We start from the raw sequence: 18392 nt of genomic DNA, 5'->3' as shown, positions 1-18392 counted from the left end.
GTCAGGCTTCCAGAACGCGCCGCAGCATTTCCACGTCTTCGGCGATCTGGCCGTCAGTGGATTTCAGCTCTTCGATCCGGCGCACACCATGCATCACCGTGGTATGGTCGCGGCCACCGAACCGGCGCCCGATCTCCGGCAAGGAGCGGCTGGTCAATTGCTTGGACAGATACATCGCCACCTGACGCGGGCGCGCAAAACTGCGCAGGCGTTTGGGGCCGATGATATCGCTCATCCGGATGTTGTAGTAATCGGCGACCTGACGCTGGATCTCCTCGACGGTGATCTTGCGCTCGGACGCACGCAACACATCCGCCAGACAGTCCTGGGTCAGTTCCATATCGATCGGCCGACCGACCAGTGAGGCAAAGGCAAAGAGCCGCGTCAGCCCGCCTTCCAGAACGCGGACATTGGTCGAAATACGCTGCGCCAGAAACTCCAGCACGCCCGTGTCGATATCCAGCCCGGGATAGCCCTTGCGGTACTGTTCGACCTTGGATTGCAGAACGCCCAGGCGCAGTTCGTAATCGGTGGGGTGCAGATCGACGACAAGACCGCATTGCAGGCGCGATTTCACACGCTCTTCCATATGTTTGATCTCACCTGGCGCGCGGTCGGCCGAGATAATGATCTGCTTGTTCTGATCTACCAGCGCGTTGAAGGTATGGAAGAACTCCTCCTGCGTGCTGTCCTTGCCCGCGATGAATTGGAGATCGTCGACCATCAAGACGTCGACTGAGCGGAAGAGGTGCTTGAAGTCCATGATCTTGCGTTCACGCAAAGCCTGCACGAAGCGATACATGAACTGCTCGGCCGAGAGGTAGAGCACGTTGAGTTCAGGCTGACGCGCGCGCAGTTCCCAGGCGATAGCATGCATCAGGTGGGTTTTGCCCAGACCCACCCCCCCATACAGAAAGAGCGGATTGAACGTCACCGGCCCCCCTTCGGCCACACGGCGGGCGGCCGCATGAGCCAGTTCGTTGGGCTTGCCCACCACAAACGTGTCGAAGGTGAAGCGGCTGTCGAGAGGCGCCGCTTGGAACGCTTTGGGGGCAGGCGCTGCTGGGGTCGCCGCAGCTGCAGGACCGGTCGTGAGCGGCGCCACGGGCGCATCGGCAAACCCAGTGGCCTTGGGTCGTGCCGTGGAACTGGCCGAGACCTCGAAATTCAGACGCTGAACCCGTTCACCGGCGTTGTTGAGCTCGAACAAAATGAGGTCGGAGAAGTTGCGGCTTACATAGTTGCCCAAGAAATTCGTGGGGACATGAAACACCGCGACGCCTGCTTCGAGCGACAAGAACTCCAGCGGCTCAATCCAACTCTTGTAGTTGTTCTGTCCGACGGTCTTGAGCAGCTTCTTGCGGAGTTGGCCCCATTTTTCTTGTGTCATTCGTGCCTCACAGATCCTGTAAACGGGCCATTCGGCCCTCATTTTTTGTTCGGCCCAGCCCAGGCCGACACACGTTTTGCGGCGCGCAATTGCGCCAGAACCATCCAGCGGGATGGTTTGCCCCCCTCTTAGAAGGCCTTTACGCATTTCACGGCACCGGCTTCAGGTTTGACCAGTCCCGCGCACCCAGCGCAGATATGTAATGACAGGTCCAGTCACCGGCGTTAAACCGGATCCGGAATATGGTCGAACAGTGGCAATATACCTGCCCGTTCGACGCGCACGCCAATCAACGAAACCGGTTTTGCAGCTCCGGCTTTGGACGTGGCCTGTCCCCCCGGCGATTTGAATCGCTCCCTGATAACTAGCAAGTTCGCAGGCGAGGCAGCAATGAAACTCTGTTCTTGACTCAGGCAAACCCGAAAAAGAATCTCCGGGCCGGGTGCCACGGTTCAGACATAGAAAAGGCGCCACTTTATGCAGCGCCTTTGAATCAAAACAAAAACTCTCGACGGTTACCAGAGGTTAACCAAGAGCCTTCACACGTGCCGACAAACGGGACATTTTTCGTGCGGCGGTGTTCTTGTGAAACACGCCTTTGGTAACACCGCGCATCAGTTCGGGCTGTGCTGCGCGAAGGGCCGCCGATGCAACATCCTTGTCGCCCGAGTCGATGGCTTCTTCAACTTTACGCAGATGGGTGCGGATGCGCGACCGGCGGGCTTTGTTGATGGCAAAGCGCTTTTCGTTCTGACGGGCGCGCTTTTTGGCCTGGGGTGAATTTGCCATGATAGTGGTCCCTTTCTTCAGGGTCTGTTCGTTTGCGATAGCGTGCAACACGACGGACAGACCTATGATAGGGTCAACCAACCGATTCTGGCCTGAGCGGGCCGCACGCGCATGTATGACGCGGCGGTATAGCCAAGATGGCGTCTGTTGCAACCGGAATCTGATGCGCATTGCTGGGCCTGGCGCATCGACACCAAAGCAAAGGCGGGACAAGTCCCGCCCTACGCTGCTACTTGTCGCGGAATTGCGCGGTCCGCTTTTCCATGAAGGCCGCCATGCCTTCGCTCTGGTCTTCGGTGGCAAAAAGCGCATGAAAGACGCGGCGCTCGTAATTCAACCCTTCGGTCAGCGGCAGCTCGAAACTGCGATTGACCGCGTCCTTGACGGTGAGCGAAGCGATCAGCGATTTCTCGGCGATCTTCTGGGCAGCCCCCATCGCCTCGTCCATCAACTTTTTGGTAGGCACCACGCGGCTCACCAACCCGGCGCGCTCTGCTTCCTCGGCGGCCATGAACCGGCCTGTGAGGTTCATGTCCATCGCCTTGGCCTTGCCCACCGCAAGGGTGAGGCGTTGCGAGCCGCCCATGCCGGGGATCACACCGAGGTTGATCTCTGGCTGGCCGAACTTGGCAGTGTCCGAGGCGATGATGAAATCGCACGCCATCGCCAATTCGCACCCGCCGCCCAGCGCATAGCCCGACACAGCCGCGATGATCGGCTTGCGGATGTTCATCAGCCGCTGCGAAGGTCCGGCAAAGAGGTCGCGGTTGAACACCTCGACATAGGACATCTCGGACATTTCCTTGATGTCGGCGCCCGCAGCAAAGGCTTTCTCGCTGCCGGTCAGGACGATGCAACGCACCTTGTCGTTGCCGTCGGCATCTTCCAACGCGGTGCACAGCTCTTCCAGCAGGTGCTGGTTGAGGGCGTTCAGGGCATCGGGGCGGTTCAGCTTAATCAGGCAAACGTGGTCTTCTACTTCGACGATGATCGTCTCAAAGGCCATAAGAGCTTCTTTCGTTTGTTCCGGTCGAACTTGAGTCCATAAGCGCGCGCGCGGGCCGGTTCAAGTTATCTTTGGCATTGCGCGCAGAAGAAAGATGAGCGTCCCGACTGCACGATTCGACGCACCGTGCCGCCGCATCCGGGGGTGCGGCAGGGCGCACCTTCCCGCCCGTAAACATCAAAGGAATGCTGGAAATACCCAAGCTCTCCATCTGCCTGGCGAAAATCGCGCAAGGATGAGCCGCCCGCCTCGATCGCATCGGCCAGAACCTGCCGGATAACCGGAACCAGCGCCGCAATGCGCGGTTTTGAGATGTGGCCCGCCTTGCGCCGCGGCGAGATACACGCCCGGAAAAGCGCTTCACAGACATAGATATTGCCCAGCCCCGCAACGATCCGTTGATCCAGCAGCGCGGATTTGACCGGGGTCATCTTGCCCTGAAACGCGCCGATCAGGTGATCTTCGTGAAAATCATTACCCAGCGGTTCAGGGCCCAGCACCCGGAGCAGCTTGTGATCGTCCGCCCGCGCGGTCTCCATCAGATCCATCGCTCCGAACCGGCGCGGATCGTTGAAGGTGATGCGCGCACCGTTTCTCATATGCAGAACCACATGATCATGCTTTTGCGGCGCGGGATGGTCATGCACGAACACCCCCAGCGGATCGCCCGACACCAGCATACGCCCAGACATGCCCAGATGAATGAGCAGCGTCTCGCCCGATGACAGATCCGCCAGGATATATTTCGATCGCCGCCGCAGCCGCGCCACCTGGCACCCGGTCAGGCGCTCGGCCATGCCGGGCGGAAAGGGCCAGCGCAGATCGGGGCGATTGACATCCGCGCGCGCGATCACCTGCCCCTCCATCACGGGGCTCAGGCCACGTCGGACGGTTTCAACCTCGGGCAGTTCGGGCATTTCGGACCTCGTCAAAGGGGCGCATTGTGCCCATGGCTCAGCGCCCTATAACAAGGCCTGATCCAGAGGCAAACAAGACCCCATGACAGACGACACCCCTAAAACCACCCATTTCGGGTATCAAACCGTGCCCGAAGGCGAAAAGGCCGACCGCGTGCGCGGTGTCTTCGGTTCGGTCGCGTCGAAATATGACGTGATGAACGATGTGATGAGCGCAGGCATCCACCGCATCTGGAAAGACGCGATGATGGACTGGCTGGCCCCGCGCCCCGGACAGCGCCTGCTGGATGTGGCGGGCGGCACCGGTGACATCTCGTTCCGGTTCCTCAAACGCGCAGGCGATGGGCACGCCACGGTACTGGATCTGACAGAGCCGATGCTGACCGAGGGCCGCAAACGCGCCGAGGCCGAGCGGATGGCAGACAGCCTCGATTGGGTTGTCGGCGATGCGATGGCGCTGCCATTGGCGGACAATACATTTGACGTCTACACCATCAGCTTCGGCATCCGAAACGTGACCCGGCCCCAGGACGCGCTGGCCGAGGCATTCCGGGTCCTCAAACCCGGTGGGCGCCTGATGGTGCTGGAGTTCAGCCATTTGCCCAATGACGCCATGCAAAGGCTCTATGATCTTTACAGCTTCAACGTGATCCCGCGTATGGGGCAACTAATCGCGCAGGATCGCGAAAGCTATCAGTATCTGGTGGAATCGATCCGCAATTTCCCCGATCAGGAGACATTTCTGGGCATGATCCGCGCGGAGGGTTTCGAGAACGCCAGATATCGCAATCTGTCGATGGGCATCGCGGCGCTGCACTCAGGCTGGAAGATTTGATGCAAAACATGGAAATCGTACCAACCCTGCGGCTTCTTCTGGCTGGAAATATCCCAGGGGGTGCGGGGGGCTGGCCCCCCGCCCGGGTCGGATCGCATTCGCGATCCGACGTCGCAGTGCTAAAAAGGGTCGCCTAGATGCGGGGCCCGCATAACATCTGGCGGCTGATCCGCACCGGCGCCACGCTGGAACGCACCGGCGCGATGGGCGTCGTACTCGATGCGTTCGACGCCCCGAAATCGGTGCGCTTTATCGCGCGGCTTCTGGGCTTTCCGTTCCAGTGGCTGGGCTACAAGGGCGATCCCGCAATGCCGCCCGCCACCCGTGCGATCACCGCCCTTGGACCCGCCTATATCAAGTTCGGCCAGATCCTCTCGACCCGTCCGGATGTGGTAGGCGAGGAGATGGCCGTGCAACTGCGCGTCCTGCAGGACAAGCTGCCGCCCTTTTCCGTGGCCGAGGCCAAGGCCGCCGTCGAAAAGGAACTGGGCCGACCCATCGGCGAGATCTTCGAGGATTTCAGCGAACCCATCGCCGCGGCCTCCATAGCACAAGTGCATCGCGCTCGGCTCAAACACAATGGCGAGGATGTCGCCGTCAAGATCCTGCGCCCCGGCGTGGAACGCGCCTTCAACAAGGATGTCGACGCGTTCTATTTTGCCGCAACCATGATCGAGATCTTCGCCCCCTTCTCGCGCCGCTTGCGCCCCAAGGATGTGATCCGGCATTTCGACGGGGTGGTTCAGGGCGAGCTGGATCTGCGGCTCGAAAGTGCGGCGGCCTCGGAATTTGCCGCCAATACCGAACATGATGCCGGATTCCGCCTGCCCCGGATGATGTGGAATTTCTCCAGCCGCCGGGTGATGACGATGGGCTGGGCCGACGGCACCAATCTGGGTGAAAACGACGCGCTCGACGCGGCCGGCCATGACCGCAAGGAGCTGGGAGAGCGGGTGTTGCGCCTGTTTCTCAACCACGCGCTACGAGACGGCTTTTTTCACGCTGATATGCACCAGGGCAACCTCAAGGTCGCCGCGAATGGCGATATCATCGCCTATGATTTCGGTATCATGGGCCATATCGACGAGTACACCCGCCGGGTCTATGCCGAGATCCTCTACGGCTTTATCCGGCGCGATTACAAGCGCGTGGCCGAAGTGCATTTCGAGGCCGGCTACGTACCTGCCAATCAGGATGTGGATGAGTTCGCCCGAGCCCTGCGCGCCGTGGGCGAGCCGATCTTTGGCATGGACGCAACCCAGATTTCGATGGGCCGGGTGCTGGCCTATCTCTTTGAAGTGACCGAGCGGTTTGGCATGGAAACCCGGACCGAACTGATCCTGTTACAGCGCACAATGGTCGTGGTCGAAGGCGTCGCGCGCTCGCTCAACCCGCATGTGAACATGTGGGAAGTCGCCAAACCCGTGGTCGAGGATTACATCAAGGGCTCCATCGGCCCCAAAGCCGTGCTGCGCGATCTGACGAACACGCTTCAGGTGGTGGCGCGGTTCGGCCCGCGCCTGCCCGGAATGGTCGAGGCCGCGTTGATCCGCCAGTCACAGGCAGAGCCGGTCAAACCCAAACGCCGCTTCTGGCGCTATGTGCTGGTGGGGGTGATCGGGGTCCTGCTGGGGGCCAGCGGGATCGTCGCGATCAGCACGCTTTACTGAAATCGGCGCTGTGGTAGCCTTTGGCACATGCCCCGCGCCAACCCCTACAGACCCTTCACACCCGACCCAAAGCAAAGCGAGCGGGTGCCCGAAATCAGCGGCAATGCCATCAACGGGCTGGGAGACACAACGTTTCGGCGCCCAGATGTCGTCTATTGGGCGCCAGATCCCGCGACCATCTCCCATGGCCCGATGCAGGATTACTTCTACATGCGATCAAACGAGGTCGATGGCTTTGCCAAGGCCCGCGCCCGGCGCCTGAAGATCAACGAAGCGCCCCTGCCCCCCATTGCGGACAGCCCAGCCCAGCGCAGTCCCCGGAACTGGACCACTGCGCTGGAGCGGTTTGTCCAGTCGGGCCTCTGCGAAAAGGTCGGTGTGACCGAGATGAACCCTGATTGGGCTTATGCCGGGCAGACCGTCACACAAACGCGCGTCATCATTGCGGGGGTTCAGCATGCGTATGACGCCATCCAGACAGCACCGGCTCCGGAAGCGGGACTGGAAGTGGTGCGTCAATACACCCGCGCCGGGGCCGCCGCCAAAGCCATCACTGCCTGGCTGCATGAGCAGGGCTGGGCCGCCGAGGCGGTGACCGGCCCGCTGACCGGATCCATCACGCTGATCCCGCCCGCATTGGCCTGCGGTTTTGGCGAGTTGGGCAAGCATGGCTCAATTATCAATCCGGAGATGGGTGCGTCCTTCCGGCTGTCGGCAGTTCTGACTGACGCGCCCTTTGCGCCCACGCCCCGGCAATCACACGGTGTCGACGATTTCTGCCAGAACTGTCGGATCTGTGAGGATGCCTGCCCGCCCGAAGCCTTGTCGCCCGACAAACAGACCGTGCGCGGTGAGACCAAATGGTATGTCGATTTCGATAAATGCGTCCCGTTCTTCAACGAAACCCATGGCTGTGCCATCTGCATTGCCGTCTGCCCGTGGTCCCGTCCCGGTGTGGGCCTGAACCTTGCCGCAAAGCTCGCCCGCCGTGCGCAGCGGAAAGAGACTGCCTGAGCTTTGATCGGCGGTCTCGCCGACGCGCAACCCGTTCGCGGCACCGCAAATCACTTTGAACATGCCAAACGCCATTCCGGCGGGAGGCCTGATCGAACCCCCTCCCGGATCGGTGGTGCAGAGGTGGTTTTGGGGGGTGGCATTCAGAACGACCGCCCAACCCCCTTTGAAAGTATCCGCGGCGCTCCGCACCATGCAGCGCCATTTGACGAGACCGGCGGAGACATGCGCTTGCATGTGCGCCGTTTACCGAACTCGGCGGCCACCCGGCCCCTCCGCGTTTCGGTCCCGTCGGTCTTAATCCATCAACCGCGCACCCTCACGCCCAGCAAAGGCTGTTGGATAATGCCGAAACTGTTGACCATCGACCCAATGCCAAAGCCGCGTTGTCCCAACGAGGCACCGCATTGCGACACATGCCTGGCTTTTCACAGAGCCGCCCGCGCGGCTCCGTGATCCAGTCCTGACTATTCAGGTCCCGGCGCTCCATCTGGGCATCAAGGGCTTGGTTATGACGTGCTACGCCCCATCTGGTTCTTGCGTTTAGGGATCAGAGCCGCTCGATCGCCAGCGCGATTCCCTGCCCGCCGCCGATGCACATGGTGATCAGACCCTTGGATCCGCCTGTCCGTTCCAGTTCATAAAGCGCCTTTATCGTGATGATCGCTCCGGTTGCGCCCACTGGATGGCCCAGCGCGATGGCGCCCCCATTGGGGTTCACTTTCGCGGCATCCAGACCCAGTTCCTTGTTCACGGCCAAGGCCTGTGCGGCAAACGCTTCATTCGATTCGACCACATCGAAATCCGACACGCTGAGGCCGGTTTTCTTCAGCAGGTTCTGTACCGCAGGGATCGGGCCGATGCCCATCACTTCGGGACGCACGCCCGCATGGGCATAGCCCAGGATGCGTGCCTTGGGTTTCAGTCCGGCCCGCTCTGCCGCCTGTGCTGTGGCGAGGACAACTGCTGCCGCACCATCGTTAATGCCCGAGGCATTTCCCGCTGTGACCGAACCGTCTTTCTGGAACACGGGCCGCAACCCGGCCAGCGCCTCGGCCGTTGTCGCCTTGGGGTGCTCATCGACCTTGAAGGGCACCTTTTCGCGGCGCACCATCACGTCCACGGGCGCAATCTGGCTGTCGAAATACCCCGCCTCGATGGCCGCAGCGGCGCGTTGTTGACTGGCGAGCGCAAAGCCGTCCTGGTCTTCTCGGGTGATCTGATGCTCGCGGGCGACATTCTCGGCCGTGACCCCCATGTGGCCGGTGCCAAAGGGGCAGTTGAGCGCGCCCAGCATCATGTCGAGCGTTTTGACATCGCCCATCTTTTGCCCCCAGCGTTGCGAGGGGATGATGAAGGGGCTGCGCGACATCGCCTCGGCACCACCGGCCAGCGCGAACTCCGCATCGCCCAGCATCAGCGACTGTACCGCCGAGACGATCGCCTGCGCGCCCGACCCACAGAGCCGGTTCACGTTCATCGCGGGCGTGCCGTTCGGGATCCCTGCCTGTATCGCCGCCACCCGCGAGAGATACATATCGCGCGGTTCGGTGTTGATCACATGGCCAAAGACCACGGTGCCGATCTGGCCCGGTTCCACACCCGAGCGCTCCATCGCGGCCTCGGTGGCGACGGTCGCCAGGTCAATCGGAGCCGTACTGGCAAGCGCGCCGCCAAAGGTGCCGATGGCCGTGCGGGCCCCGTCGAGCAATACGATATCGGTCATAGATGATCTCCCTGATGTCGATGTATCTGTATGTTGCAAGCCAGTATGCGCAGCTCTTGCCGCAGGGTCAGCCCCTAACCCTGCGTCGCGGCCTGGGCATTGACAGGTACCGCAAAACCGGACGAAATCTCCGATATGACGGAATCAGCGGATCGCATTCTCGGACAACTCCCTACCCGGCTGAAGGAGGCCCGGCGCGCGCACGGGCTGTCGCTTGACGCCGTGGCCAAACTCTCGGGTGTGTCACGGTCGATGGTCAGCCAGATCGAGCGGGGCGAAAGCTCTCCCACGATTGCGACGCTGTGGAACCTGACGCGGGCCCTTCAGGTCGATTTTGCCGGTCTCTTGGAGGATCGGCCGCCAACGGATTCGATCGAAGTGATGCGCGCGGGTCAACTGCCCAGCATCGACAGGCGCGGTGAAGGATGCCGGATTGTGATTCTTTCCCCTCCGGAAGAGGCCGGGTCTCATGAACTCTATGAGCTTCAGTTCAGCGCAGGCGGCTTGCTCGACAGTCAACCCCACCGCCGTGGCGCGCGGGAACAGATCAGCGTGATTGAAGGACAGGTGTCCGTGCAGTCCGGGATGGCAGAGGAGCGCCTGGAGGCAGGCGATACCGCGCGCTATGCTGCGGATGTGACGCATCGGATCTCCGCCCCGAATGGCGCGGCCCGGGTCTTTTTGGTCGTTCGTGATGCCTGAGGGCGAATTTTCTGACACAGAAAATTCAAAGAAACTGACCCAGTTTCTGACCAGAATGTGTGTCACATTCTGAAGAAGCTTTCCGAAATACCGGATTTTTTTCCGCCAAACCGGATTCTTCTATTTCGGAATCGCTTCCGTTATGGCAGAGTCGCTCCGCTGCATAGGAGTTTCTGATGTCCGACACGTTCCTGACCCATCTGACCAAAACGCTGTCAGAGATAGACGCCGATGGTTTGATGAAGCGTGAGCGTCTGATCACGTCGCCCCAGGGCGGCGAGATTACGGTGGGCCATCGCCAGGTCATCAATCTGTGCGCCAACAACTATCTCGGGCTCGCCAATCACCCGGATCTGATCCGTGCCGCGACCACCGCGATGCAGGATCACGGCTTTGGCATGGCCAGCGTTCGCTTCATCTGCGGCACGCAAGATCTGCACCATGCGCTTGAGACCCGGCTGGCCGGTTTCCTTGGCATGGACGACGCGATCCTGTTTGCCGCCTGTTTCGACGCGAATGGCGGGCTCTTCGAGCCGTTGCTGGGACCCCAGGATGCGGTGATCTCGGACGCGCTCAACCATGCGTCAATCATTGACGGCATTCGGCTCTGCAAGGCCAAACGCTATCGCTATGCCAATTCGGATATGGACGATCTGGAAACGCAACTGAAAACTGCCCGAACCCAGGGCGCGCGCCATATGATGATCGCCACGGACGGGGTGTTCAGCATGGATGGCTATCTGGCCAAGCTGCCGCAGGTCCGGGCGCTGGCGGATCGATATGATGCGATCCTGATGGTGGATGATTGCCATGCCACCGGCTTCATCGGGCCAAAGGGGGCGGGCACGCCGCACCACGCGGGCATCCGCGCCGATATCGTGACTGGCACATTGGGCAAGGCGCTGGGCGGGTCCATCGGGGGCTATATCGCGGGACCGCAGCCAGTGATCGACCTCTTGCGCCAACGGGCGCGGCCCTATCTTTTCTCCAACTCCCTGCCGCCTGCCATTGTCGCGGCTGGAATCGAGGCCATCCGCCTTGTCGAGGAGGGTGACGCCCTGCGCGCGCAGCTCTTCGACAACGCCGCCTATTGGCGCGCGGGTCTGGCCCGGCTCGGGTTTGAGCTTTTGCCGGGGGAGCATCCGATCATCCCCGTCATGCTGGGCGAGGCACAATTGGCGCAGGACATGGCGGCGCGGCTCTTCGACGAAGGTGTTTATGTCTCGGGTTTCTTCTTTCCTGTGGTGCCGCGCGGACAGGCGCGTATCCGCACCCAGATGAATGCAGCGCTGAGCCGCGAGGAGCTGGACCGGGCCCTGCGCGCATTCGAGGTCGCAGGCAAAGCCGTGGGAGTGATCTGATGCGAAACGAGATGACCTGCCTGGTCAAGGCCGAACCGCGAGAAGGCCTGTGGATGCACACCGCGCCAGTGCCCGAGATCGGACCCGATGACGTTCTGATCCGTATCAAAAAGACCGGGATCTGCGGGACCGATATCCACATCTGGAACTGGGACGACTGGGCGCAATCCACCGTGCCCGTCCCGCTGATCATCGGCCATGAATTCGCGGGAGAGATCGTCGAGATCGGGCGCAATGTCGAAGGCTTGGAGCGCGGCCAGCGCTGCTCGGGCGAGGGGCACCTGATCGGCAAGAACAGCCGCCAAAGCCGCGCGGGCAAGTTCCACCTGGACCCCGCCACACGTGGGATCGGCGTGAACGAGCAAGGCGCCTTTGCCCAATTCCTCCGCCTGCCCGCGTTCAATGTGGTGCCCCTGCCCGATGAAATCCCGGACGATATCGGCGCGATCCTCGATCCGCTGGGCAATGCGGTGCATACCGCGCTGAGCTTCGATCTGGTGGGCGAGGACGTTCTGATCACCGGAGCCGGTCCGATTGGCATCATGGCCGCCGCCGTCGCCCGGCATGTGGGCGCGCGACATGTGGTGATCACCGATTTGAACCCCGCGCGGCTGGACCTGGCGGCGCAGGTGGCCGATGTGGTCCCTGTCAATGTCGCGGAAGACAACCTGCGCGACGTGGCGCATGGGCTGAAGATGACGGAAGGCTTCGATGTGGGCCTTGAGATGTCCGGCAACCAGACCGCCCTGGATCAGATGGTCGAAAATCTGGTGATGGGCGGGCGGATTGCTCTGTTGGGGATCCCGCCTGGCAAATCGCCGGTGGACTGGAGCCGGATCGTTTTCAAGGCGATCACGATCAAGGGCGTCTACGGCCGCGAGATATTCGAGACCTGGTACAAGATGATCGCGATGTTGCAGAACGGTCTCGATGTCTCGGGCGTGATCACCCATCGGTTCGCCGCGACCGATTTCCGCGACGGTTTTGCTGCCATGAAGTCGGGCCAGAGCGGTAAGGTGGTGCTGGACTGGCGATGAAACGCGTCGTCTTGCGTCAGCACGCATATGGTGCAGGATCAACCCATGCTGCCCGTGCGCCCTGACCTCAGAGATCTCATAAACCGCGTGCTTAACCGTATCCGGCGCACCGTACCACCCGGACTGCGCTTCGTTTTGGGTGTGCTGTTGATCATCGGCGGTATCTTCGGCTTTCTTCCGGTTTTGGGGTTTTGGATGATCCCGCTTGGCGTGGCGGTATGCGCGTTGGATATCAGCGCGCTGATCCGGCGCTTCAGAAATGGGAGACAGGAATGACCAATGCCCCGGCGCGGAACTCAATCCTCGATGTGATCGGCGGCACCCCGTCTGTCTGGCTCGACCGTATGGTGGCGGCACGTGGTCTGTCCGGGCGCATTCTGGCCAAGCTCGACTACCTCAATCCGGGCTTTTCCAAGAAAGATCGCGCAGCACTTGGGATCATCGAGGCGGCGGAGGCCGACGGCACCCTCACATCCGGCCAGACGGTGGTCGAGCTGACCAGCGGCAATATGGGCACCGGCCTCGCCATTGTCTGTGGCATAAAGGGCTATCCGTTCGTGGCTGTCATGTCGCGCGGCAATTCGGTGGAGCGGGCCAGGATGATGCAGGCGCTGGGCGCCGAAGTGGTGCTGGTGGACCAGTTGCCAGGATCCATACCAGGCCAGGTATCAGGAAGAGATCTGGCCGAGGTCGATCGCGTGACCCGTCAGATCGCAGCCGAGCGAAACGCTTTTCGCGCAGATCAGTTTCACCACCCGGGCAATGCGATGGCACATTATCACGGCACAGGACCGGAGTTTTGGGAACAAAGCAGCGGTACCCTGACCGCATTCGTGGACTTTGCGGGATCGGGCGGAACCTATGCCGGGGTGATCCGCGCGCTTAAGGAACGTGGCCCTGTCAACGGCTATGTCCTGGAACCTCAAGGGGCGGCAGCGCTTGCGGGCGCGGCGGTGACAATTCCGGATCATCCCATTCAGGGCGGCGGCTATGCCATGGCGGATCTGGCGTTCATGACCGGGGCGCCGGTTGACGGATATCTGACCCTCTCGGGCGAGCGCGCGCGGCAGACAGCACGCGACCTTGCGCGGGAAGAGGGGATCTTTGCCGGGTTTTCGGCTGGCGCGAATGTGGCCGCAGCACTGGACCTGCTGGCCGGGCCGGAGGTAGGCGGCGTGGTGGCCGTCATCATTTGCGACAGCGGGTTGAAGTACCTGTCAACCGATCTTTGGGCATCAAAGCCCGAGAAATGACGAGCGAAGGGTCACGGTGACAAAGGCTCTCGCCCACGGTCGGTCAACAGCCAACTCTGGGTGCCCTCGAACACCGCCACGCTGAGCGGGTTGCCATAGCCCGCGCCGGTATCGAGGTTGACACGATTGCCGTAATGCGTCGCCTGCTCGACCGGGGTGTGGCCATGCACGACCAGTTTCGGGTGCGGATCCGTATAAGCGTGAAAACTCTGGCGAATCCAGACAAGGTCTTCTTCGGTCTGATCTTCCAGTGCCAGCCTCGGGCGGATGCCTGCATGGACAAAGATCAGAGCATCGGTTTCATAGGATGTCGGCAGAGCGTTCAGGAAATCGGTGTGGGTCTGCGGCACAGCCTCTTTCGCGGCGGCATGGATGCTTTTCAGCCGGGTCTGACTGTGGAACGTGACACCGTAGGAGGCCATCGTTTCCACCCCGCCGATAAGGTCGTGAAACCAATGGAATCCGACCAGAAGGTGAGGATCGTGGCGCGGCGTATCCTCCATGAACCACTGAAACATCCGGTCATGATTGCCTTTCAGTGTGACCCAGTTGCGGCCTTCGCTTTGGCCTTGAACCAGCCGTTCGATCACGCCGCGGCAATCGGGACCGCGGTCCACATAATCGCCCAGAAAAACGATGCGCGCATCCGGGCCGCCATCCGATGCGATTTTATCCAACGCCTCCTCCAGCATAGCGAGTTGGCCATGAATGTCACCGATGGCATAAATGGGGTCGGTCATGGGATGTCCTGATTGCAAGCCTCTGCCGCTGTCATAGTGCGCGCGCATCCCAAGCGCGAGAGGATCTGTTCAGATTCCGGCGCGAAACCGATCAGCCCAGTCCTGGCTTGTCTTATCGGCAAGCTTGGCGACCTGCGGCGCGATCCCATCCGCTTGGGCCGGATCGCGCCCGAGATCCGCAAGAAGGCCCGCCACGGTTGCCACCGGATCGGCAGCAAGGTCGTCATAGGTGACGCGCAAGGGGGTGATGGCTTCGGCGTCAAACCACGCCACCCATTCTTGATCGAGCGTCGTCACCTCGGCCAGTGTCTGGGCGATCAGGTTTCGATCATAGACAGGTGGTCGCGCAGGAGAGAGACGCTCAAGTTCGGTGCCGTCGGGCGCCTTGTGCCACAACCCACCCTGCCGGGCGCGCACCAAGGAGATGGCCTGCGCGAGCTTGTCAGGGCGCGTCAGGTGGATGAACCGTGTACGTCCAAACGCGACAGCGAACCGATCCGCGATGCGGGTGCGACCGGGGTGGAGGCGGTCGAGTTGTTGCGCGAAAAACTCAAAGCTACCCCGTTGCAAGCGCAGGCCGAAAAGGTCGGTCCCGGCGCTTCCTGCCCTTTTGGCGGCATCCATGATCTCGGCCAGGTTATCCAGATCGGGCGCCGGACCCGGCAGCGGCAGGCCGAGGCCTTCCCGCCAATCGGCCAGCGATGGCGTATGAAAATAGGAGCGCGGATGACCGGCCGCTCCGGTGCTGGTCAAGAGCGTGCACAAAAGCGTGCTGCCGCTGCGTGGCGCGGTACACAGGATATAGGCGGCATATTCGCTCATGCGCGGCGGCGCACCAGCCAGACGGCCAACACGGGGGCCGCGACGATCATGGCAAGGCCAAAGGGATAGTTGATCAGCGCCATCGGATCCCCGTTCAGAAGGGCCAGGCTCTGGGACAGGGATATTTCGAACCTTGGCCCCAAGAAAAAGGCGATGATGAAGATCACGACCGAAAAGCCAAAGGTGGTCATCACAAAACCCAGCAGCGCAAAGGCCAGCATCACACCGATGCCAAAGACGCCTCCCGCAGCCAGTGACACGCCGACAAAACACAAAAGCAACGCCGAGGTCAGAATAAAGCTCTCCGGTGCTGTCACCACGCGCACCCAGACGCGCATGCCCACCTGCCCCACCAGCATGTTCATCGCATTGGCGATGATCATCGCACCGAAAAGGCCATAGATCAGCCGCCCCTGGTTTTCGAACAGGAACGGGCCGGGCTGCACCCCGTGGATCATGAAGGCCGAGATGATCAGCGCCGCTGATACGCTGCCCGGAATGCCCAGCGTCAGCATCGGGATCATATTGGCCCCCATCACGGAGGAATTGGCCGCCTCGCTGGCGGCGATGCCATGCAGGTTGCCCTTGCCGAAACTGGCGCGGTCTTTGCTGACCTGCTTGGCCGAAGCATAGGACATAAACGCCGCCGCCGTGGATCCGATACCTGGCAGCGCGCCCAGCGCCGTGCCGATGACAGCACCCCGGAACAGGGTAAACCGGCAGGCCCAGTATTCCGCCCAACTGACACGGCGGTCCTTGGGCGGCTGATTGGCGGGAATCTGAACCGTGGCCCGAACTGCGGCGCGCGTCTGCGACAAGCGCGACAGCAGTTCCGAAATGGCCAGCATGCCGATGGCAACCGCTGCCAGCGGTAATCCGTCATAAAGCTCGAACTGACCGAAAAAGAGGCGCGGCGAGGCGTGTTCGGGGTCCGTGCCCACCATCGCCGCCATCAGCCCAAGGGCAGCGGCCGCGATTCCCTTGACGATCGACGCGCCCATCAAAGCGGCAATCACCGCAAAGGCCAGCAGCATCAGGCCCAGCACCTCGACCGGGCCCATGCGCAGGGCCAGGATCGCCAACGGGGCCGAGACGGTGATCAGCACAATATCGCTGAATGTGTCGCCTGTGACCGAGGAATAGAGCGCCATCTTGGTCGCCTTGAGCGGTTTGCCCTGTTTGGCCAAGGGATAACCATCCATCGCGGTGGCGGCGGCATCGGGTGTGCCGGGCGTGTTCATCAGGATCGCGGGGATGGCCCCCCCGACAAGCCCGCCCTTGTTGACCCCAACCAGAAAGCCGATGCCCGCAAGCGGGTCCATGCCAAAGGTGAACGGGATCGCGATGGCCGTAGCCATGACCGGGCCGATCCCCGGCACGGCACCGACGAACTGTCCCACGATGACACCCGCCAGCACATAAAACAGCGTGATCGGCTGAAACGCGTCGCCCAGCCCGGCGAGGATGGTGGCGGAATCAAGCATTTGTCAGGGACGGTCTCATGGCAAAGGGCGCTCCAGCAAAATCGCGACGCAGAGCCAGATCATCGCCGGCGTGCCCATGGTTCCGGCGGCCAGCCAGATCCAGCGCCGCTCCCCGGCGAGCCACATCAGCGCCAGTGCCAGCGGCGGCGCCACCCACAAGAACCCGTACCGGGAGATCAGGGCAAGACCCGCAATCAAGAGCCCTGCGTAAAGGGCCGCGCGCGGCCAGTTGGCTGATCGGGGGGGCTCGGTCCCCGGGCGCAGGACCAGCAAAAGCCCGCAGAGCGCCAAAAGGCCCGCCAAAAGGCTGGGCATCGTCCGGGGGCGGAGCCAGCCGTAATCGACCGTCTCCACCTGCCACGGGATGATGATCAAGAGCAGCAGGCCGCCCAGGATGAGCAGGAACGCTCCGGCCAGGCGATCTGACAGCATCGACTTACTTAAAGAGCTGGGCGACGTTCTCCACGCCGTCGCGCATCATCTGTTCGGTGCCTTCGGGCCCCATATTGACGATAGGGGATTTGAGCGAGTTCATCACCACGGTCGCGACATCCTCGCTGGCCAGCGCATTCTCCAGCGCTTGCGTCAGCGCCATGCGCGCATCATCGGGCGTGCCCGCCGCAGCAGCAAAGAAAAAGACCGGATCGACATAGATGTCGAACCCCTGCTCGGGCAGCGTGGGTGTGTCGGGCGCGTAATTGTGCCGACTGTCGTTCATCGACGCGATCATCTTCAGCTCACCGGCTTCGAGCAGATCGAGATGCTCACCCGCCTCGAACCCAGCGATGGCCTGACCGCCGAGGATCAGCTTGGTGTTTTCGGCCCCGCCTTTGGTCGACAGGAACTGAAACTCGACGCCGACATCGGCCATGACCTTGCGCATGGCCAGTTCTTGCGGTTTGGCGTCAAAGGCAAGCGGCGCGTTGTTTTCGCGGGCATAGTCGATGAGGCCCGCAATATCGTCGAACGGCGCGTCGGCGCGGGCGATCAGCGCCAATTGCGCGCGCGCAGCGGTGCCCAGATAGTCAAAGCTGTCCAGGTCGAAATTCAGCTGGTCGGGTCGGTTCACCAGGTTGACGAGGATTGGCATGTTGACGCCCAGCCCGATCACCTGCCCGTCCGCCGGACGGTTGGCGATGCCGGTGAACATGGCGATCCCGCCACCGCCAGGCTTGTTTTCGGCGATCACATTCCAACCCGTCTGGTCTTTCATCACCTTTGCCACGATACGCCCGATCGTGTCGGTTGAGCCCCCCGCGCCAAAGCCGATTTGCAGGGTGAGCGGGCCGCGCGGTTCCCAATCCGCATGGGCGGCCGTCGCCAGTGTAAGGGCAAGCCCTGTGGCAAGGCCGGTCAGCCAGGTCTTGATTGTCATGGTTCTTCTCCTCCCAACGCTGCGGCGTGCTTGTTGGTGCGCGCCTGCATGATGGCAAGAGTATCACATTAGATAGCTAACAAAGCAATTAAATGCGCTTTTGGCCAATAGCGCGATTTGTGACAGGCTTGATCGGTGAAACATGAGCAAATAAGACAGTACTGCAAAACGTGATGCCCGTGTTGGGGCGTCAAAGCCGATCCAGGTTATCGGGGGAGCTTGGTTCCCCTGGGGCGACGGGACAAGTCCCGCCCTAGGGTCAGGACCCATT

Annotated in this window: 18 protein-coding genes; 8 read left to right on the top strand and 10 right to left on the bottom strand. The window is 61.7% G+C overall.

Going from position 1 to position 18392, the window contains the following annotated elements; translation table 11 throughout:
- Position 1: 1 nt before the first annotated feature.
- The 4 genes from dnaA to mutM form a co-directional block, all read right to left on the bottom strand.
- Entirely contained in the window at positions 2-1390 is a 1389-nt protein-coding gene (gene dnaA, locus HEP69_RS04535) for a chromosomal replication initiator protein DnaA (RefSeq protein WP_290557335.1), read from the bottom strand.
- A gap of 525 nt (positions 1391-1915) precedes the next feature.
- A complete protein-coding gene (rpsT, locus tag HEP69_RS04530; protein ID WP_290557404.1) occupies positions 1916-2179 on the bottom strand; it encodes a 30S ribosomal protein S20 in 264 nt (87 codons plus the stop codon).
- A 229-nt stretch (positions 2180-2408) separates the two neighbouring features.
- A complete protein-coding gene (locus HEP69_RS04525) occupies positions 2409-3185 on the bottom strand; it encodes an enoyl-CoA hydratase (protein WP_290557334.1) in 777 nt (258 codons plus the stop codon).
- Positions 3186-3250: 65 nt separating this feature from the next.
- Entirely contained in the window at positions 3251-4102 is an 852-nt protein-coding gene (gene mutM / locus HEP69_RS04520) for a bifunctional DNA-formamidopyrimidine glycosylase/DNA-(apurinic or apyrimidinic site) lyase (protein WP_290557333.1), read from the bottom strand.
- Positions 4103-4184: 82 nt separating this feature from the next.
- Between mutM and ubiE the strand changes: the two genes are divergently transcribed.
- The 3 genes from ubiE to HEP69_RS04505 all read left to right on the top strand — a co-directional run bounded on the left by ubiE (position 4185) and on the right by HEP69_RS04505 (position 7621).
- Positions 4185-4937 carry a bifunctional demethylmenaquinone methyltransferase/2-methoxy-6-polyprenyl-1,4-benzoquinol methylase UbiE gene (gene ubiE, locus HEP69_RS04515; protein ID WP_290557332.1) on the top strand — a complete coding sequence of 251 codons (753 nt, stop codon included), beginning with the start codon at positions 4185-4187 and terminating at the stop codon, positions 4935-4937.
- Positions 4938-5074: 137 nt separating this feature from the next.
- A complete protein-coding gene (gene ubiB, locus HEP69_RS04510) occupies positions 5075-6607 on the top strand; it encodes a 2-polyprenylphenol 6-hydroxylase (protein ID WP_290557331.1) in 1533 nt (510 codons plus the stop codon).
- 27 nt (positions 6608-6634) lie between these two features.
- Positions 6635-7621, top strand: coding sequence for a 4Fe-4S dicluster domain-containing protein (locus HEP69_RS04505; RefSeq protein ID WP_290557330.1), 987 nt, complete (start codon positions 6635-6637; stop codon positions 7619-7621).
- A 550-nt stretch (positions 7622-8171) separates the two neighbouring features.
- Here the strand turns inward: HEP69_RS04505 and HEP69_RS04500 are convergent.
- Positions 8172-9347, bottom strand: coding sequence for an acetyl-CoA C-acyltransferase family protein (locus tag HEP69_RS04500; RefSeq protein WP_290557329.1), 1176 nt, complete (start codon positions 9345-9347; stop codon positions 8172-8174).
- A 135-nt stretch (positions 9348-9482) separates the two neighbouring features.
- Here HEP69_RS04500 and HEP69_RS04495 point away from each other — a divergent pair, with 135 nt between their 5' ends.
- The 5 genes from HEP69_RS04495 to HEP69_RS04475 all read left to right on the top strand — a co-directional run bounded on the left by HEP69_RS04495 (position 9483) and on the right by HEP69_RS04475 (position 13700).
- Positions 9483-10049 carry an XRE family transcriptional regulator gene (locus HEP69_RS04495; protein ID WP_290557328.1) on the top strand — a complete coding sequence of 189 codons (567 nt, stop codon included), beginning with the start codon at positions 9483-9485 and terminating at the stop codon, positions 10047-10049.
- A 176-nt stretch (positions 10050-10225) separates the two neighbouring features.
- On the top strand, positions 10226-11410 hold the full coding sequence (locus HEP69_RS04490; protein ID WP_290557327.1) for a glycine C-acetyltransferase: 1185 nt from the start codon (positions 10226-10228) through the stop codon (positions 11408-11410).
- Positions 11410-12447 (top strand): L-threonine 3-dehydrogenase, encoded by a 1038-nt coding sequence (gene tdh, locus HEP69_RS04485; RefSeq protein ID WP_290557326.1) that lies wholly within the window; start codon positions 11410-11412, stop codon positions 12445-12447. The genes HEP69_RS04490 and tdh overlap by 1 nt, the downstream gene beginning before the upstream one ends.
- Positions 12448-12492: 45 nt before the next feature.
- Positions 12493-12723: a hypothetical protein gene (locus HEP69_RS04480; protein ID WP_290557325.1), complete on the top strand. Its 231-nt coding sequence runs from the start codon at positions 12493-12495 to the stop codon at positions 12721-12723.
- Complete coding sequence (locus HEP69_RS04475; protein WP_290557324.1) at positions 12720-13700, top strand: cysteine synthase family protein; 981 nt, start codon at positions 12720-12722, stop codon at positions 13698-13700. The genes HEP69_RS04480 and HEP69_RS04475 overlap by 4 nt, the downstream gene beginning before the upstream one ends.
- A gap of 11 nt (positions 13701-13711) precedes the next feature.
- Here HEP69_RS04475 and HEP69_RS04470 read toward each other — a convergent pair whose 3' ends face one another.
- From HEP69_RS04470 to HEP69_RS04450, 5 genes are all read right to left on the bottom strand, one after another.
- Entirely contained in the window at positions 13712-14440 is a 729-nt protein-coding gene (locus HEP69_RS04470; RefSeq protein WP_290557323.1) for a metallophosphoesterase family protein, read from the bottom strand.
- Between the two features lie 69 nt (positions 14441-14509).
- Entirely contained in the window at positions 14510-15262 is a 753-nt protein-coding gene (locus HEP69_RS04465; RefSeq protein WP_290557322.1) for a Stf0 family sulfotransferase, read from the bottom strand.
- Positions 15259-16746, bottom strand: coding sequence for a tripartite tricarboxylate transporter permease (locus HEP69_RS04460; RefSeq protein WP_290557321.1), 1488 nt, complete (start codon positions 16744-16746; stop codon positions 15259-15261). The genes HEP69_RS04465 and HEP69_RS04460 overlap by 4 nt, the downstream gene beginning before the upstream one ends.
- A 15-nt stretch (positions 16747-16761) precedes the next feature.
- Complete coding sequence (locus HEP69_RS04455; protein ID WP_290557320.1) at positions 16762-17178, bottom strand: tripartite tricarboxylate transporter TctB family protein; 417 nt, start codon at positions 17176-17178, stop codon at positions 16762-16764.
- A gap of 4 nt (positions 17179-17182) precedes the next feature.
- Entirely contained in the window at positions 17183-18121 is a 939-nt protein-coding gene (locus tag HEP69_RS04450; RefSeq protein WP_290557319.1) for a tripartite tricarboxylate transporter substrate binding protein, read from the bottom strand.
- Between the last annotated feature and the right edge of the window lie 271 nt (positions 18122-18392).

It is taken from the genome of Aestuariivita sp., assembly GCF_021404545.1.
In the GTDB taxonomy this organism is placed as follows: Bacteria; Pseudomonadota; Alphaproteobacteria; order Rhodobacterales; family Rhodobacteraceae; genus Aestuariivita.
Note: the sequence above shows the minus strand (reverse complement) of the source record. Positions and strands in the feature narration are given on the sequence as shown.

Excerpts from the sequence above, each read along its gene's own strand:
- ubiE (WP_290557332.1), top strand. The coding sequence starts at position 4,185 with ATGACAGACGACACCCCTAAAACCACCCATTTCGGGTATCAAACCGTG.
- HEP69_RS04450 (WP_290557319.1), bottom strand. The coding sequence starts at position 18,121 with ATGACAATCAAGACCTGGCTGACCGGCCTTGCCACAGGGCTTGCCCTT.
- HEP69_RS04470 (WP_290557323.1), bottom strand. The coding sequence starts at position 14,440 with ATGACCGACCCCATTTATGCCATCGGTGACATTCATGGCCAACTCGCT.
- HEP69_RS04500 (WP_290557329.1), bottom strand. The coding sequence starts at position 9,347 with ATGACCGATATCGTATTGCTCGACGGGGCCCGCACGGCCATCGGCACC.
- HEP69_RS04490 (WP_290557327.1), top strand. The coding sequence starts at position 10,226 with ATGTCCGACACGTTCCTGACCCATCTGACCAAAACGCTGTCAGAGATA.
- HEP69_RS04525 (WP_290557334.1), bottom strand. The coding sequence starts at position 3,185 with ATGGCCTTTGAGACGATCATCGTCGAAGTAGAAGACCACGTTTGCCTG.
- tdh (WP_290557326.1), top strand. The coding sequence starts at position 11,410 with ATGCGAAACGAGATGACCTGCCTGGTCAAGGCCGAACCGCGAGAAGGC.
- HEP69_RS04495 (WP_290557328.1), top strand. The coding sequence starts at position 9,483 with ATGACGGAATCAGCGGATCGCATTCTCGGACAACTCCCTACCCGGCTG.
- HEP69_RS04505 (WP_290557330.1), top strand. The coding sequence starts at position 6,635 with ATGCCCCGCGCCAACCCCTACAGACCCTTCACACCCGACCCAAAGCAA.
- HEP69_RS04475 (WP_290557324.1), top strand. The coding sequence starts at position 12,720 with ATGACCAATGCCCCGGCGCGGAACTCAATCCTCGATGTGATCGGCGGC.
- HEP69_RS04455 (WP_290557320.1), bottom strand. The coding sequence starts at position 17,178 with ATGCTGTCAGATCGCCTGGCCGGAGCGTTCCTGCTCATCCTGGGCGGC.
- mutM (WP_290557333.1), bottom strand. The coding sequence starts at position 4,102 with ATGCCCGAACTGCCCGAGGTTGAAACCGTCCGACGTGGCCTGAGCCCC.
- ubiB (WP_290557331.1), top strand. The coding sequence starts at position 5,075 with ATGCGGGGCCCGCATAACATCTGGCGGCTGATCCGCACCGGCGCCACG.
- dnaA (WP_290557335.1), bottom strand. The coding sequence starts at position 1,390 with ATGACACAAGAAAAATGGGGCCAACTCCGCAAGAAGCTGCTCAAGACC.
- HEP69_RS04465 (WP_290557322.1), bottom strand. The coding sequence starts at position 15,262 with ATGAGCGAATATGCCGCCTATATCCTGTGTACCGCGCCACGCAGCGGC.
- HEP69_RS04480 (WP_290557325.1), top strand. The coding sequence starts at position 12,493 with ATGCTGCCCGTGCGCCCTGACCTCAGAGATCTCATAAACCGCGTGCTT.
- rpsT (WP_290557404.1), bottom strand. The coding sequence starts at position 2,179 with ATGGCAAATTCACCCCAGGCCAAAAAGCGCGCCCGTCAGAACGAAAAG.
- HEP69_RS04460 (WP_290557321.1), bottom strand. The coding sequence starts at position 16,746 with ATGCTTGATTCCGCCACCATCCTCGCCGGGCTGGGCGACGCGTTTCAG.